This window comes from Mycobacterium sp. shizuoka-1, from assembly GCF_002723835.1.
GTDB lineage: Bacteria > Actinomycetota > Actinomycetes > Mycobacteriales > Mycobacteriaceae > Mycobacterium.
The window spans coordinates 1-13,132 of record NZ_BEWG01000020.1 but is presented as its reverse complement, the minus strand read 5'-3'; the positions used below and the strand labels follow the sequence as shown (position 1 = coordinate 13,132).

The 13,132-nt window shown below is 68.9% G+C and carries 11 protein-coding genes; 4 read left to right on the top strand and 7 right to left on the bottom strand.

Annotation, left to right across the window (positions count from 1 at the left end; genetic code table 11):
* Positions 1-30 precede the first annotated feature (30 nt).
* Positions 31-1,353 (top strand): DUF2867 domain-containing protein, encoded by a 1,323-nt coding sequence (locus tag MSZK_RS05255; protein ID WP_099245553.1) that lies wholly within the window; start codon positions 31-33, stop codon positions 1,351-1,353.
* A 4-nt stretch (positions 1,354-1,357) separates the two neighbouring features.
* Here MSZK_RS05255 and purF read toward each other — a convergent pair whose 3' ends face one another.
* Together purF and MSZK_RS05245 are read right to left on the bottom strand one after the other, a co-directional pair.
* On the bottom strand, positions 1,358-2,890 hold the full coding sequence (gene purF, locus MSZK_RS05250; protein WP_099245924.1) for an amidophosphoribosyltransferase: 1,533 nt from the start codon (positions 2,888-2,890) through the stop codon (positions 1,358-1,360).
* Positions 2,891-2,981: 91 nt separating this feature from the next.
* Positions 2,982-3,374, bottom strand: coding sequence for a sterol carrier family protein (locus tag MSZK_RS05245; RefSeq protein WP_099245551.1), 393 nt, complete (start codon positions 3,372-3,374; stop codon positions 2,982-2,984).
* Between the two features lie 61 nt (positions 3,375-3,435).
* Between MSZK_RS05245 and MSZK_RS05240 the strand changes: the two genes are divergently transcribed.
* Entirely contained in the window at positions 3,436-3,861 is a 426-nt protein-coding gene (locus tag MSZK_RS05240) for a PPOX class F420-dependent oxidoreductase (RefSeq protein ID WP_099245549.1), read from the top strand.
* On the opposite strand, the gene MSZK_RS05235 is transcribed toward MSZK_RS05240, so the two are convergent.
* From MSZK_RS05235 to MSZK_RS05215, 5 genes are all read right to left on the bottom strand, one after another.
* Complete coding sequence (locus MSZK_RS05235; protein ID WP_233211124.1) at positions 3,858-4,412, bottom strand: CPBP family intramembrane glutamic endopeptidase; 555 nt, start codon at positions 4,410-4,412, stop codon at positions 3,858-3,860. The two genes, MSZK_RS05240 and MSZK_RS05235, sit on opposite strands and share 4 nt — an antisense overlap.
* Complete coding sequence (locus MSZK_RS05230; protein ID WP_099245545.1) at positions 4,409-6,193, bottom strand: alpha/beta-hydrolase family protein; 1,785 nt, start codon at positions 6,191-6,193, stop codon at positions 4,409-4,411. The genes MSZK_RS05235 and MSZK_RS05230 overlap by 4 nt, the downstream gene beginning before the upstream one ends.
* On the bottom strand, positions 6,190-8,487 hold the full coding sequence (purL, locus tag MSZK_RS05225) for a phosphoribosylformylglycinamidine synthase subunit PurL (protein ID WP_099245543.1): 2,298 nt from the start codon (positions 8,485-8,487) through the stop codon (positions 6,190-6,192). The genes MSZK_RS05230 and purL overlap by 4 nt, the downstream gene beginning before the upstream one ends.
* 10 nt (positions 8,488-8,497) lie before the next feature.
* Complete coding sequence (locus MSZK_RS05220; RefSeq protein ID WP_233211123.1) at positions 8,498-9,724, bottom strand: sodium:proton antiporter; 1,227 nt, start codon at positions 9,722-9,724, stop codon at positions 8,498-8,500.
* Positions 9,725-9,795: 71 nt separating this feature from the next.
* Positions 9,796-11,082, bottom strand: a complete 1,287-nt coding sequence (locus tag MSZK_RS05215) for a M18 family aminopeptidase (RefSeq protein WP_199203209.1) — start codon at positions 11,080-11,082, stop codon at positions 9,796-9,798.
* Between the two features lie 39 nt (positions 11,083-11,121).
* On the opposite strand from MSZK_RS05215, the gene MSZK_RS05210 reads away from it, so the two are divergent.
* Both MSZK_RS05210 and MSZK_RS05205 read left to right on the top strand, forming a co-directional pair.
* Positions 11,122-12,147, top strand: coding sequence for a Dyp-type peroxidase (locus tag MSZK_RS05210; RefSeq protein ID WP_199203199.1), 1,026 nt, complete (start codon positions 11,122-11,124; stop codon positions 12,145-12,147).
* Complete coding sequence (locus MSZK_RS05205) at positions 12,147-12,944, top strand: family 1 encapsulin nanocompartment shell protein (RefSeq protein ID WP_099245539.1); 798 nt, start codon at positions 12,147-12,149, stop codon at positions 12,942-12,944. Before MSZK_RS05210 ends, MSZK_RS05205 begins: the two co-directional genes overlap by 1 nt.
* Positions 12,945-13,132: the final 188 nt, after the last annotated feature.

The following is a 13,132-nucleotide window of genomic DNA, read 5'->3' as shown; positions in this document are numbered from 1 at the left end:
TCACGACACGGACACAGGAACGGAGGACACATGCCGGCGCAGCCAACCCGGTGCCTGGTCACCGGCGCCACCGGATACATCGGCGGGCGCCTGGTGCCGCGGCTGTTGGACGAGGGACATGTGGTGCGGGCGTTGGCCCGAAACCCCGCCAAGCTGGCCGGGGTGCCGTGGCGTGACCGGATCGAGGTGGCCGCCGGCGATCTGAGCGACGCCGATTCGCTCACCGACGCCTTCGCCGACGTCAACGTCGTCTACTACCTGGTGCACTCGATGGGCGCCTCCGCCGATTTCGCCGCTGACGAACGCCGCGCCGCGCAGAATGTCGTCACCGCCGCCCGCGCCGCCGGGGTACGGCGCATCGTCTACCTCAGCGGCCTGCACCCCGAAGGGGTGGAGCTGTCGACTCATCTCGCATCCCGTACCACGGTCGGGGAGATCCTGATCGCCTCGGGCATCGAGACGATCGTCCTGCAGGCCGGCGTCGTGGTGGGTTCGGGTTCGGCGTCCTTCGAGATGATCCGTCACCTGACCGATCGGCTGCCGGTGATGACGACACCGAAGTGGGTGCACAACAAGATCCAGCCGATCGCGATCCGGGACGTGCTGCACTATCTGGCCGCTGCGGCCACCGCGGCGGTGCCGATGTCGCGGACCTGGGACGTCGGCGGCCCCGATGTGCTGGAGTACGGCGACATGATGCAGATCTACGCCGAGGTCGCCGGGTTGACGCATCGGCGCATGCTGGTGCTGCCAGTGCTGACGCCGCGGATCGCCGCGCTGTGGGTCGGGCTGGTGACGCCGATTCCGTCCGGTCTGGCCCGGCCGCTGGTGGAGTCGCTGCACTGTGATGCCGTGATGGACAACCACGACATCGACAGCATCATCGCCCCGCCGCCCGGCGGGCTCACCCCGTACCGGCGGGCGGTCGTGCTCGCCCTGGACTGCGTCACCCGCGGCGAGGTCGAGACCACCTGGGACGCCGGGACCGCCGCGCAGCTGCCCGGCGATCCGGACTGGGCCGGCGCCGTGGTGTACACCGACAGCCGCTCGAGCCACAGCACGGCATCCCCCGAACAACTCTGGGCAGCGGTGCAGGCCAACGCCCCAAGAGGCTGGCAGGTGGACAGCAGCGAGCCCGGCACGGTGCTGCGGCTGCGCGCCGACAACCGCGGGCCCGGGGTGCGCTGGCTGGAGATGCGGGTGACGCCCGAGGGCGGCGGCAGCCGTTACGAGCAGCGGTCGATCTTCTATCCACGCGGGCTGCTCGGCCGGATCTACTGGTATGCGGCACGGCCGCTGCAGGTGGCGGGTCTGCGTGCGCAGCTGCGCAAGGTCACCGACGCCGCGGGGTGAGAGGTCAGGGCCGGCTGAGCGCCGAGACGTTGTCGTTGTCGGCGGTGACCGGCGTGATGGGCAGTCCGGTGCGCGCCGCGGTGGCCAGCATGTGCTCGACGACGTTCTTGCCGAGCGCGGTCTCACCGGGCAGCTCGATCGGGTACTGGCCGTCAAAGCAGGCGCAGCACAACCTGGTTGGCGGCTGTTCGGTCGCCGCGATCATGCCCTGCTGGGAGATGTAGCTCAGGCTGTCGGCACCGATCGCGTGGCGCACCGCTTCGAGCATCTCGTCCTCGTCGTCCACCGCGTTGGCGATCAGTTCGGCGGGCGTGGCGAAGTCGATGCCGTAGAAGCACGGCCACTTCACCGGCGGCGAGGCGATCCGCACGTGCACCTCGACGGCGCCGGCCTCGCGCAGCATCCGGATCAGCGCGCGCTGGGTGTTGCCGCGCACGATCGAGTCGTCGACCACGATCAGCCGCTTGCCCCGGATGACCTCTTTGAGCGGGTTGAGCTTGAGCCGAATACCCAGTTGCCGAATGGTCTGCGACGGCTGGATGAAGGTCCGTCCGACGTAGGCGTTCTTCATCAGACCCTGGCCGAACGGAATGCCCGACTCCTGGGCGTATCCGACGGCGGCCGGGGTGCCCGACTCGGGCACTCCGATGACCAGGTCGGCCTCGACCGGCTTCTCCCGGGCCAACCGACGGCCGATGTCCACGCGGGTGGCGTGCACGGACCGGCCGACCAGCGTGCTGTCGGGGCGGGCGAGGTAGACGTATTCGAAGATGCAGCCCTTGGGGGTCGGGTTGGCGAACCTGGTGGAGCGCACGCCGTCGGCATCGATGGCCAGCAGCTCGCCGGGTTCGATGTCGCGGACGAAGGACGCGCCGACGATGTCGAGCGCTGCGGTTTCGGAGGCCACCACCCAGCCGCGGTCGAGCCGGCCCAGCGACAGCGGGCGCACCCCGAACGGGTCGCGGGCGGCGTACAGCGTGGTCTCGTCCATGAAGGTCAGACAGAAGGCCCCGCGAACGCTGGGCAGCAGTTCGAGGGCGGCCTGCTCGATGCTGGAGTCCGCCGCGCCATGGGCCAACAACGCACCGAGGATGTCGGAGTCGGTGGTGGCCGCACCCGGCATGTGGGGGTTGATCAGCCCGGCATCGCGCGCCCGCGTCGTCAGTTCGGTGGTGTTGACCAGATTCCCGTTGTGGCCCAACGCAACTCCGGTACCTGCCGCAGTGTTGCGGAACACCGGCTGGGCGTTCTCCCAGGTGGTCGAGCCCGTCGTCGAGTAGCGGCAGTGGCCGATCGCGACGTGACCTTCCATCGCGGCCAGCGTCTGCTCGTCGAACACCTGGCTGACCAGGCCCAGATCCTTGAAGACCAGGACCTGCGACCCGTCGGCGACGGCGATACCGGCCGCCTCCTGCCCTCTGTGCTGTAGCGCATAGAGGCCGTAATAAGTGAGTTTGGCGACATCTTCACCGGGAGCCCAGACTCCGAAGACGCCGCATTCTTCCCGAGGTGGGTTTTCCAGTTCTTCGGTCACGATATGGGCTGCTCCCTGGCGCAGGTCGGTGACGTAACCCAGTTTACGGGCACCGGCAGGAAACGCGGAATCGAACACCGGGTGTCGGCGCCGTTTACTCCGAAAGTGTCATCACCGGGAGCCAGTCGGCGACCTCACCGGCTCGCGACCCGGACAGGCGCAGCAGCCCGCATCCGGCCGCCTCGTCGACGCCGAGCAGGCCGGTTGCGACCCGCAGCCAGGTCCGCGGATCGGTCTCGACCACGTTGGGTGGCGTGCCCCGGGTGTGCCGCGGTCCGGAGATGCACTGCACCGCAACAAAAGGGGGAATGCGGACTTCCACACTGGCACCCGGTGCCAGCGCGGCCAGCGTGCGGGCGGTCAGTCGCACGGCCGACGCGATCGCGGCACGGTCCGGGGTGGGCGCCTGCTCGTCGTGCAGCCAGGTCGCCACGGCACGGACGGCGGCCACCGTCGTCTCGGGGTCGGCAGCGCGGCGGGCAGGCACGCCATCGAGTATGACAATCCACGATTGACGTCAACCAAACTTCAGGTTCTAGCGTGGGGTGATGTCCTTCAAACCGCACGAAATCGAGTACCTGAAGTCGGCGGATCTCGGCAGGCTGGCCACGGCCGCGCCGGATGGCACTCTGCAGAACAGCCCCGTGGGCTTCACCTACAACGACACGCTCGGCACCATCGACATCGTCGGCTACCGCATGTCGCGAAGCCGCAAGTTTCGCAACATCGCCACCAACAACACCGTCGCATTCGTCGTCGACGACATCGCCTCGCGCACGCCGTGGCGGGTGCGTTGCCTGGAAATCCGCGGTAGCGCCGAACAGGCGGAGGTGCAGGCCCCCGGCGACGGCATCGACTCGGCCATCATTCGCATCACCCCCAAACGCATCATCAGCTTCGGGATCGACGACACCGATACCGAGCCGCACGAGCTGGTGCCGGACAGCCGCGACGTGCCGACGACGGCGGACTAGCGCCTGCGCCGCTGTACCACCAGGGCGGCCACCGCAGCCGACTCGTTGAACGCCACATGCGCGAGCACCGGGGCCAGCACGCTGCCCGAGCGCCGGGCGAGCCAGCCGAACACCCAGCCGGCGACGCCGGTCACCACCACGGTGCCGAGCACCGGATCGCCGACCCGCCTGGCATCGGGGATATGCCAGAGCCCGAACGCCCCGGCCTGTACCAGCGGGCCGACCGTCGGCCCGAATGCCCGCACGGCGACGGTCTGGAACAGACCCCGGAACAGCATCTCCTCGGTCCACGCCGTGGCGACCGGGATCTCCAGGGCCAGCCAGCGGACGGGATCGGCCGGGATCCGGCGCGCCTGCATGCCGGCACGCACCCGGGGCACCGCCGTCAGCGCCGCGACGCCGGTGGCCACCACCCCGGCGGTCACCACGCCGGTGCGCAGCCCCGACCACAACCGCGGCGGCCGAAGTCCCAACGGCGCACCGACCGCGGCCGCCACGGCCGTGCTGACCACCGCGCGCACGCCCGGCGTGCCAGAGTCCTTGGTGATCACTGAAATTCGGGTCCGCCCGCGGCCATCTGCGTCTCCAGCGCACGCCGGATCCGCTCAGTGTCCGCCGGCGTCCACCCGTCGGGTGCGGCCACCGCCACCCAGCCGTCGAGCTGGCTGTTGCCGTAGTTGTGGCCGTGGCCGATCGGTGACGCCTGCGAGCTGGTGACGTTGCCTGCCATGTCGGCGCTGACCTGCCAGAACGTGACGATCGGATACCAGCTCATCGCGGCGCTGCGGTCGAAGCCGGGCGGCTCCCTCAACCAGTCCGGCCGGTCGAACAGCAGGTCTGGCGTCCACCACACCACCGGATCCGATGGGTGCTGCAGGTAGAGCACCCGAGTGCCCTTCCACGGCGGCGACGACGCGACCGCCGCGATCTCCGCGGGGCCGGCCGCCTGCGCGAACCGGACCGTGCGTCCGGCGTCGTACCACGGCTGAACCTCCGGAGTACCGGGATCGCGCCGCACGGTCAGGGCCTTCCACAGGGTGCTGGCATTCGGGGGGCCGACCCACAGCACCGCGGAGAAGCCCATGTCGACGACGTCGGGCAGATATCCGAACGCACCCTGACCGGCCATCGAACCCAGGCTCTCGCCGTAGAGCATCAGCTTGGGCCTGCTGTTCTCGGGCCACTGCAGCCAGCGCTGGTGAATCGCGTCGATCATCGCCCGGCCCGCCTCGACCGACTTCTCGTGATCGGCCAGGAACGAGATCCAGCTCGGGAGATAGGAGTACTGCATGGCCACCAGTGCGGTGTCGCCGTTGTACATCGACTCGATCGAGCGGGCGGCAACCGGATCGACCCAGCCGGTGCCGGTCGTCGGGATCACGACCAACACCTTGCGTTCGAAGGCCTTGGTGCGCTGCAGTTCCGAAAGCAGCACGGCCAGCCGGCCCTCGATCGTGTCGGCGGTGTCCAGACCGGCGTAGACACGGATGGGTTCCTTGGCCGGCCTGCCGTTGAGTTCGCTCAATTCGGCGGCCCGCGGCCCGGACGCCACGAAGTTGCGGCCTTGGAAACCAAGGGTGTCCCAGGGTGCGTATGACGCTGTGCTGCCGGATCTTTCGGCCTCGACCGGCTGGGAGATCCCGGGCCTGGTGGTGTCATTCTGCGGCTGGAACATCGCACTGGCGCCCGCGACGAAGCCGCGATAGAGCACACCGTTGGCCAGCGTGATGATCAGCACCACGACGACGGCGGTGCCGATGAACATCGCCACCTCGTCGTTGAGGTTCCAGCGCCGGATCATCAGCCGGGCAAGGAACGTGATCGCGTCCTTGATCACCCGCGCCAGCCCCACCAGCAGGCCGCCGGCGACCAGTGCCACGACCAGGGTGCGCAGGTAGACCAGCGTGGACGGACCCTCGATCCCCATCACCGCCGCGATCTGGCGCTGCCAGGCGGCGGCCGGCACGAGGATCAGTACGCTGGCGCCGATCGACACCACGACCGTCGCCGCCTTGAGGCGGACGAGTGTCTTGGCACTGGGCGGCCACCACGGCCGATGGTCGAGGAAGAGCCGGCGGAACACCACACCGGCCAGCACCCCGATGCCGTAGCCGATCGCCGCGTTGATCCCGCCGATCAGCCCGGCCATCACCCAGTCGCGCGGTGCCAGCGACGGGGTCAGCGACAGGCAGAAGAACAACGCACCGAAGGCCACCCCGACGAAGTCCAGGCGCAGCAAGCTCCATGCCCACTCGATCAGAGATTCGCGGCGACGCCGTGGCACTGGCGGGGTCTGCGCCTCACCGGTGATGTCGTCGACCGCACTGGTCATCCGAAAAGCCCGGGCAGCACTTTCTCGGACGTGGAGCGCAACTCCTGCATGGTCACCGTGAACAAGTCTTGCACCTCAACGGAATCCGATTCCGGGTCGGACACCCCGATCCGGGTGGCCGGCAGCCCGCGCGCCTCACACATCGCGGTGAAGCGGCTCTCTTCGGTGCGCGGCACGGCGACCAGCGCCCGCCCCGACGACTCGGAGAACAGGAACACGAACGGATCGGCATTCTCGGGAAGGACGATGCGACAACCGGTTTCGCCGGCCAGGGCCGCCTCGATCACCGCCTGGATCAGGCCGCCTTCGCTGAGGTCGTGCGCGGCCGAGACGAGCCCGTCGCGGGAAGACGCCGCCAGCACCTCGCCCAGCAGCTTCTCGCGCGCCAGGTCGACCGTCGGCGGCACGCCCCCGAGGTGGTCGGCGCTGACCTGCGCCCAGATCGAGCCGTCGAATTCGTCGCGGGTGTCCCCGAGCAGGAACAGCGTCTCCCCCGGCTCGTTGCCCAGCCCGGTCGGAAGCCGGCGGCTCACATCGTCGATCACGCCGAGCACACCGACCACCGGTGTCGGCAGGATCGGCGTCGCCCCGGTCTGGTTGTAGAAGCTGACGTTTCCACCGGTGACCGGAATCCCCAGGGCCGCACAGCCATCGGCGAGCCCACGGACGGCCTCGGCGAACTGCCACATCACACCGGGATCCTCGGGCGAGCCGAAGTTCAGGCAGTTGGTGACTGCGATCGGGGTGGCGCCGGTCACGGCGACATTGCGGTAGGCCTCGGCCAGCGCCAGCTGGGCGCCGGTGTAGGGGTCGAGCTGGGTGTAGCGCCCGGAGGCGTCGGTGGACACCGCGATACCCCGCCCGGTGGCTTCGTCGATGCGCAGCACACCGCCGTCGGCATGCTCGGCGAGCACGGTGTTGCCGCGCACGTAGCGGTCGTACTGCTCGGTGATGAACGCGCGGCTGCACAGGTGCGGACTGCCGACCATCGCCAGCAGGGTCGCCCGCAGGTCGGCACCGGTGACTGGCCGCGGCAGGCCGGCCGAGGTGTCGGCGTTGAGCGCGTCCTGGGAGTCCGGGCGCGCGAGCGGGCGCTGGTAGACCGGACCCTCGTGGGCGACCGTGCGGGGCGGCACGTCGACGACGCATTCGCCGTGCCAGGTGATCTGCAGCCGGTCGCCGTCGGTGACCTCACCGATGACCGTCGCCAGCACGTCCCACTTGCGGCAGACCGCCATGAACTTCTCGACGTTGTCCGGCGTCACCACCGCGCACATGCGCTCCTGCGACTCGCTGGACAGGATCTCGGCCGGGGTCATGTTGGCCGCCCGAAGCGGCACCTGATCCAGCGCGATGGCCATGCCGCCGTCCCCGGCCGACGCCAACTCCGAAGTCGCACAAGATAATCCGGCGCCACCGAGGTCCTGGATACCGACCACCAGGCCGGCCGCGTACAGCTCCAGGCAGCACTCGATGAGCACCTTCTCCATGAACGGGTCGCCGACCTGCACGCTGGGCAGCTTTTTGCGGCCCGGTCCCGAGCCTTCGTCACCACCGAAGGTGTCCGACGCCAGCACCGACACACCGCCGATGCCGTCGAGCCCGGTGCGCGCCCCGAACAGGATGATCTTGTTGCCGGTGCCGGAGGCGAACGCCAGGTGCAGATCCTCTTTGCGCAGCACGCCTACACACAGGGCGTTGACCAGCGGATTGCCGGCATAGGACGGGTCGAAGACGGTCTCGCCGCCGATGTTGGGCAGGCCGAGCGAGTTACCGTACCCGCCGATCCCGCGGACCACGCCGTCAAGGACCCGGCGGGTGTCGGGGGCGTCGGCCGCACCGAAGCGCAGCTGATCCATCACCGCGACCGGGCGCGCGCCCATCGCCATGATGTCGCGCACGATGCCGCCCACGCCGGTGGCCGCACCCTGGTAGGGCTCGACGTAGGACGGGTGGTTGTGCGACTCGACCTTGAACGTCACCGCCCAGCCATCACCGATGTCGACCACACCGGCGTTCTCGCCGATACCGGCGAGCATCGCCTTGCGCATCTCGTCGGTGGTGGTCTCCCCGAAGTAGCGCAGGTGCACCTTGGAGGACTTGTAGGAGCAGTGCTCACTCCACATCACCGAGTACATGGCGAGCTCGGCATCGGTGGGCCTGCGGCCGAGGATGTCCCGGATCCGCTGATATTCGTCGTCTTTGAGGCCGAGTTCGCGGTACGGCTGCGGGTGCTCGGGGGTGGTCGCGGCATGGTCGACGGTGTCGACAGCTCCAGTGAGCCCAGATGTCACACCGGACAGTCTAGTGGCGTGGCGGCGGGCTTCCGCTCGCTCGCGCGCGGGAGCGCGCAAAGACCTGTGCGACGGGTGCGGCGGACAGGCCGTGCACCACCACGCTGCTCAACACCACCAGCACCATGATCAACAGCACCTGTTTCTCGACACCGCCCTCGAGGACGTTGAACGCCAGCAGGCCGAACACGATCGAGGTGGTCCCCCGGGGGCCCAGCCAGCCGACCAGCAGCCGCTCCGGCCAGTCCATCCGCGACCCGAGCAGCGCGACGAGCACCGGGACCAGCCGGACCACGGTCACCGCGAGCGCGGTGTAGCCGACCATGCCCCAGGTGACGCCGCCCGACATCAGCGCGATGACACCGATCCCGGCCACCACGAACCACATGAACGCGGTCAGCAGCACCGCGACGTCGTCGATGAGCTCCAGTTCGCGGTGCTTGTCCTGCGCCTTGCGCACGTAGTTGAGCGCCATTCCGCACAGGAAGGCCGACACGAACCCGTTGCCGCCGAGGCCGACGCTCAGCGAGTAGGACAACAGCGGCGCGGCGACGAAGATGATCCGCTTGGACTGCTCGGTCATCAGGTTGTGGCGTTCTGCGGCGTTGGCGAGCGTGCCCAGCACCCAACCGACCAGGGGGCCGACCACCATTGCGATGCCGACCTCGGGGACGGCCTCGGCCAGGGCGTGCATCGGGGGCTCGGAATCGTCCGGACCGGAGGCCAGCGCCAGCGCGAACACCAACACCGGCGCGATGATCCCGTCCTTGTATCCGGCCTCGACGTTGAGCAGGTCGCGCACTCGCTCGGGAATCCGCGCGTCGCGCAGGATTCGGGAGGCGGGGGCGAAGTCGGTCGGCACGACGATGCAGGCGAGGATCAGCAGCACCGGCCAGGTGACGCCGGGCAGCAGCCACCAGCCCAGCACGAACGCCAGGCCGATGCTCAGCGGCAGCCCGATACCCAGCAGTCGCAGCGCCGATCGGGGATCGCGGCCGAACAGGCCGCCGCGCACATCGGTGGCGTCGACGAACACCAGCACGGCCAGGATCAGTTCGGCCAGATGCTGGGCGACCTGGGAGTTCAGCGTGTCGGCGACGGCGTGGTAGGTGCCGTATTCGATGCCGGCTCCGACCACGACCAGCAGGATCGGCGCGGTGATCCGGCCCCGTTGCATCGGCCGGGCCAGCAGCGACCAGATCGCCAGCACCACCGACAGCGCGATCAGGGACTGCACCACGGTCAAGAATCATTCCAGTGCGCCCGGCGCAGCGTGCGGCAGCGGGTTTCGGTCGTGTCGCGGCGGCCTCAGCCGGCTGGTGACAGGAAAGCCTGCAGCGCAGCGGCATACGCGGCGACATCGGCCGCGCCCATCATTTCGCGGGCCGAGTGCATGGCCAGCTGGGGCGCGCCGACGTCCACCGTGGGGATCCCGGTGCGCGCCGACGTCATCGGTCCGATCGTCGAGCCGCACGGCAGGTCGGCGCGGTGCTCGTAACGCTGCAGCGGTACGCCGGCCTGCCGGCAGGCGAGCTCGAACGCGGCCGCGGTCCGGCCGTCGGTGGCGTAGCGCAGGTTCGGCTGCACCTTGAGCACCGGGCCGCCGTTGACGGCGATCAGGTGTCCGGGTTCGTGGCGGTCGGGGTAGTTGGGGTGGGTGGCGTGGGCCATGTCACCGGAGGCCACCATCGACGCGGTCAGCCGGCGAAGGAAGTCCTCCCGATCGCCGGCGGCGGTCAGCACGATGCGTTCCAGCGTGGTCGGCAGCAGATCGGACTGGGCACCGTGATCCGATGTCGAGCCGACCTCCTCGTGGTCGAACAGCGCCAGCACGGGCAGGTACCCGCGCGGTTCGGCGGCCAGGAACGCCTCCAGGCCGGCGTAGCAGGTGCCCTGGTTGTCCAGTCGCGGCGCGCTGACGAATTCACCGTCGGCGCCGATGAGGGCCGAGGGGGTCAGGTCGTGGGTCATCAGGTCGGCCGACAACAGGTCGGCGGGGACCACACCGGCCCACTCGGCGACGTAGTCGACGAACGACCGGGTGGTCTCCCCCAGCCCCCATACCGCGTTGACGTGGCGCTGCGGGTCGAGCTTGACCGCGGCACGGTCCTCGGCGAGGTGGATGGCCAGTTGCGGCACCCGGAGGATGGGTTCGTCGATGCGCACCAGCCGGTGCGACACCCCACCGTCGGCGTCCGGGTCGCGCACCGAGAGCCGGCCACTGATGCCCAGGTCGCGGTCCAGCCAGGAGTTGAGCCACGCCCCGCCGTAGGGTTCCAGCGCCACCACCCGCCAGCCCGCCACCACCCGGTCCGGGTGCTGTTTGACGCGCAGGTTGGGGCTGTCGGTGTGGGCGCCGACGATGCGGAACGGCCGATTGTCGCCGCCGCTGCGCTCGAGACTGTTCCAGGCGACCAGCGAGCCGGCCCGCACGGTGAAGTACTGGCCGGGGCGCTGCGGCCACCGGTCGGTCTCGGTGAGTTCGGTGTAGCCGGCGGTCCGCAGGCGCTGGGCCGCCGTGTGACAGACGTGGAACGGTGACGGCGACGCGTCGATGAACTCGCACAACCCGTGCGCACTGGCACCCGTGGACATGTTCACCATCATCGCCGACGGCATTTTCGTTAGGGTCAGATGGTGCCTTCCCCGCTACCTCAACCGGTACTGGCTCCCCTGACACCCGCCGCGATCTTTTTGGTGGCCACGATCAACACCGGTGGCGAGTCGGCGGTGCGCGACGCGTTGCCGGATCTGTCCGGTCTGGTCCGTGCCGTCGGGTTCCGCGATCCGTCCAAGCATTTGTCGATGGTGACCTCGATCGGGTCCGAGGCGTGGGACCGGTTGTTCGCCGGGCCGCGTCCCAAAGACCTGCACCCGTTCGTCGAGCTGCGCGGCCCCCGTCATCACGCCCCGTCCACGCCGGGTGATCTGTTGTTCCACATCCGCGCCGAGGTGCTCGACGTCTGCTTCGAGCTGGCCGGCCGGGTGGCCAAGGCCATGGGCGATGCGATCACGATCGTCGACGAGGTGCACGGCTTCAAGTTCTTCGACAACCGCGACCTGCTCGGGTTCGTCGACGGCACCGAGAACCCGGACGGTCCGGTGGCGGTGAGCGCCACCGAAATCGGCGACGAGGACCCCGATTTCGCCGGTGGCTGCTACGTGCACGTGCAGAAGTACGTCCATGACATGGCCTCGTGGGAATCGCTGTCGGTCACCGAGCAGGAGAATGTCATCGGCCGCACCAAGCTCGAGGACATCGAACTCGATGACGACGTGAAACCGGCCAATTCACACGTCGCGCTCAACGTGATCTCCGACGACGAGGGCAACGAGCTCAAGATCGTGCGGCACAACATGCCGTTCGGTGAAGTCGGCAAGGGTGAGTACGGCACCTACTACATCGGATACTCGCGCTCCCCCGGGGTGACCGAGAAGATGTTGGAGAACATGTTCATCGGCGACCCGCCGGGTAACACCGACCGCATCCTCGACTTCTCCACCGCGCTGACCGGCACGCTGTTCTTCACCCCCATCGTCGATTTTCTGAACGATCCGCCGCCGAGACCGGGCTCGGGCGACAGTGCGGTGGCTCCCCCGGCACCCGCCCCCACTTCCGACGGCTCACTGGCGATCGGCAGCCTGAAAGGACAGCCCTGATGAACAACCTCTACCGCGAACTCGCTCCGATCACCGAATCGGCTTGGGGCGAAATCGAATTGGAAGCAGCCCGGACGTTCAAGCGTCATATCGCCGGTCGGCGGGTGGTCGACGTCAGCGAGCCGGGCGGTCCGGTGACGGCGGCGATCAGCACCGGGCATCTGCGCGACGTCCCCGCGCCTGCCGACGGTGTGGTGGCCCACCTGCGCGAGGCAAAGCCCCTGGTGCGGCTGCGGGTGCCGTTCACGGTGTCGCGGGTCGCGATCGACGACGTAGAGCGCGGCGCACAGGACTCCGACTGGGATCCGGTCAAGGACGCCGCCAAGAAGCTGGCGTTCATCGAGGATCGCGCGATCTTCGAGGGGTACTCGGCAGCCTCGATCGACGGGATCCGCAGCTGCAGCTCGAACCCCGCGCTGGCGCTGCCGGAGGATGCCCGGGAGTATCCGGACGTCTTCGCCCAGGCGCTGTCCGAGCTGAGGCTGGCCGGTGTGGACGGCCCCTACTCGGTGCTGCTGTCCGCCGATGCCTACACCAAGGTCAGCGAGACCACCGAGCACGGCTATCCGATCCGCGAGCACCTCAACCGGCTGGTGGACGGTGAGATCATCTGGGCGCCCGCGATCGACGGGGCGTTCCTGCTGAGCACCCGCGGCGGCGATTTCGACCTGCAGCTGGGCACCGATGTCGCGATCGGCTACCTGAGCCATGATGCCGACACCGTGCAGCTGTACCTGCAGGAGACGCTGACGTTCCTGTGCTACACCGCCGAGGCGTCGGTCGCCCTGACCGCTTAGCTCCTAGCGATTTCGGCGCGTTTTCGTTCGCCCAGCGGCGTGTGGTGTCTCGGGACATCGCTGACACTTATGTCTTGGGACATCGCTGACACTCATGAAGGCGGTTTGGGTTCGCGGGTGCGGTAGGTCCGGGTGGTTTTGTCGCCGCGCTGGTAGCTGCGGGTGGGGTCGGCGGTGAAGGACCGGAC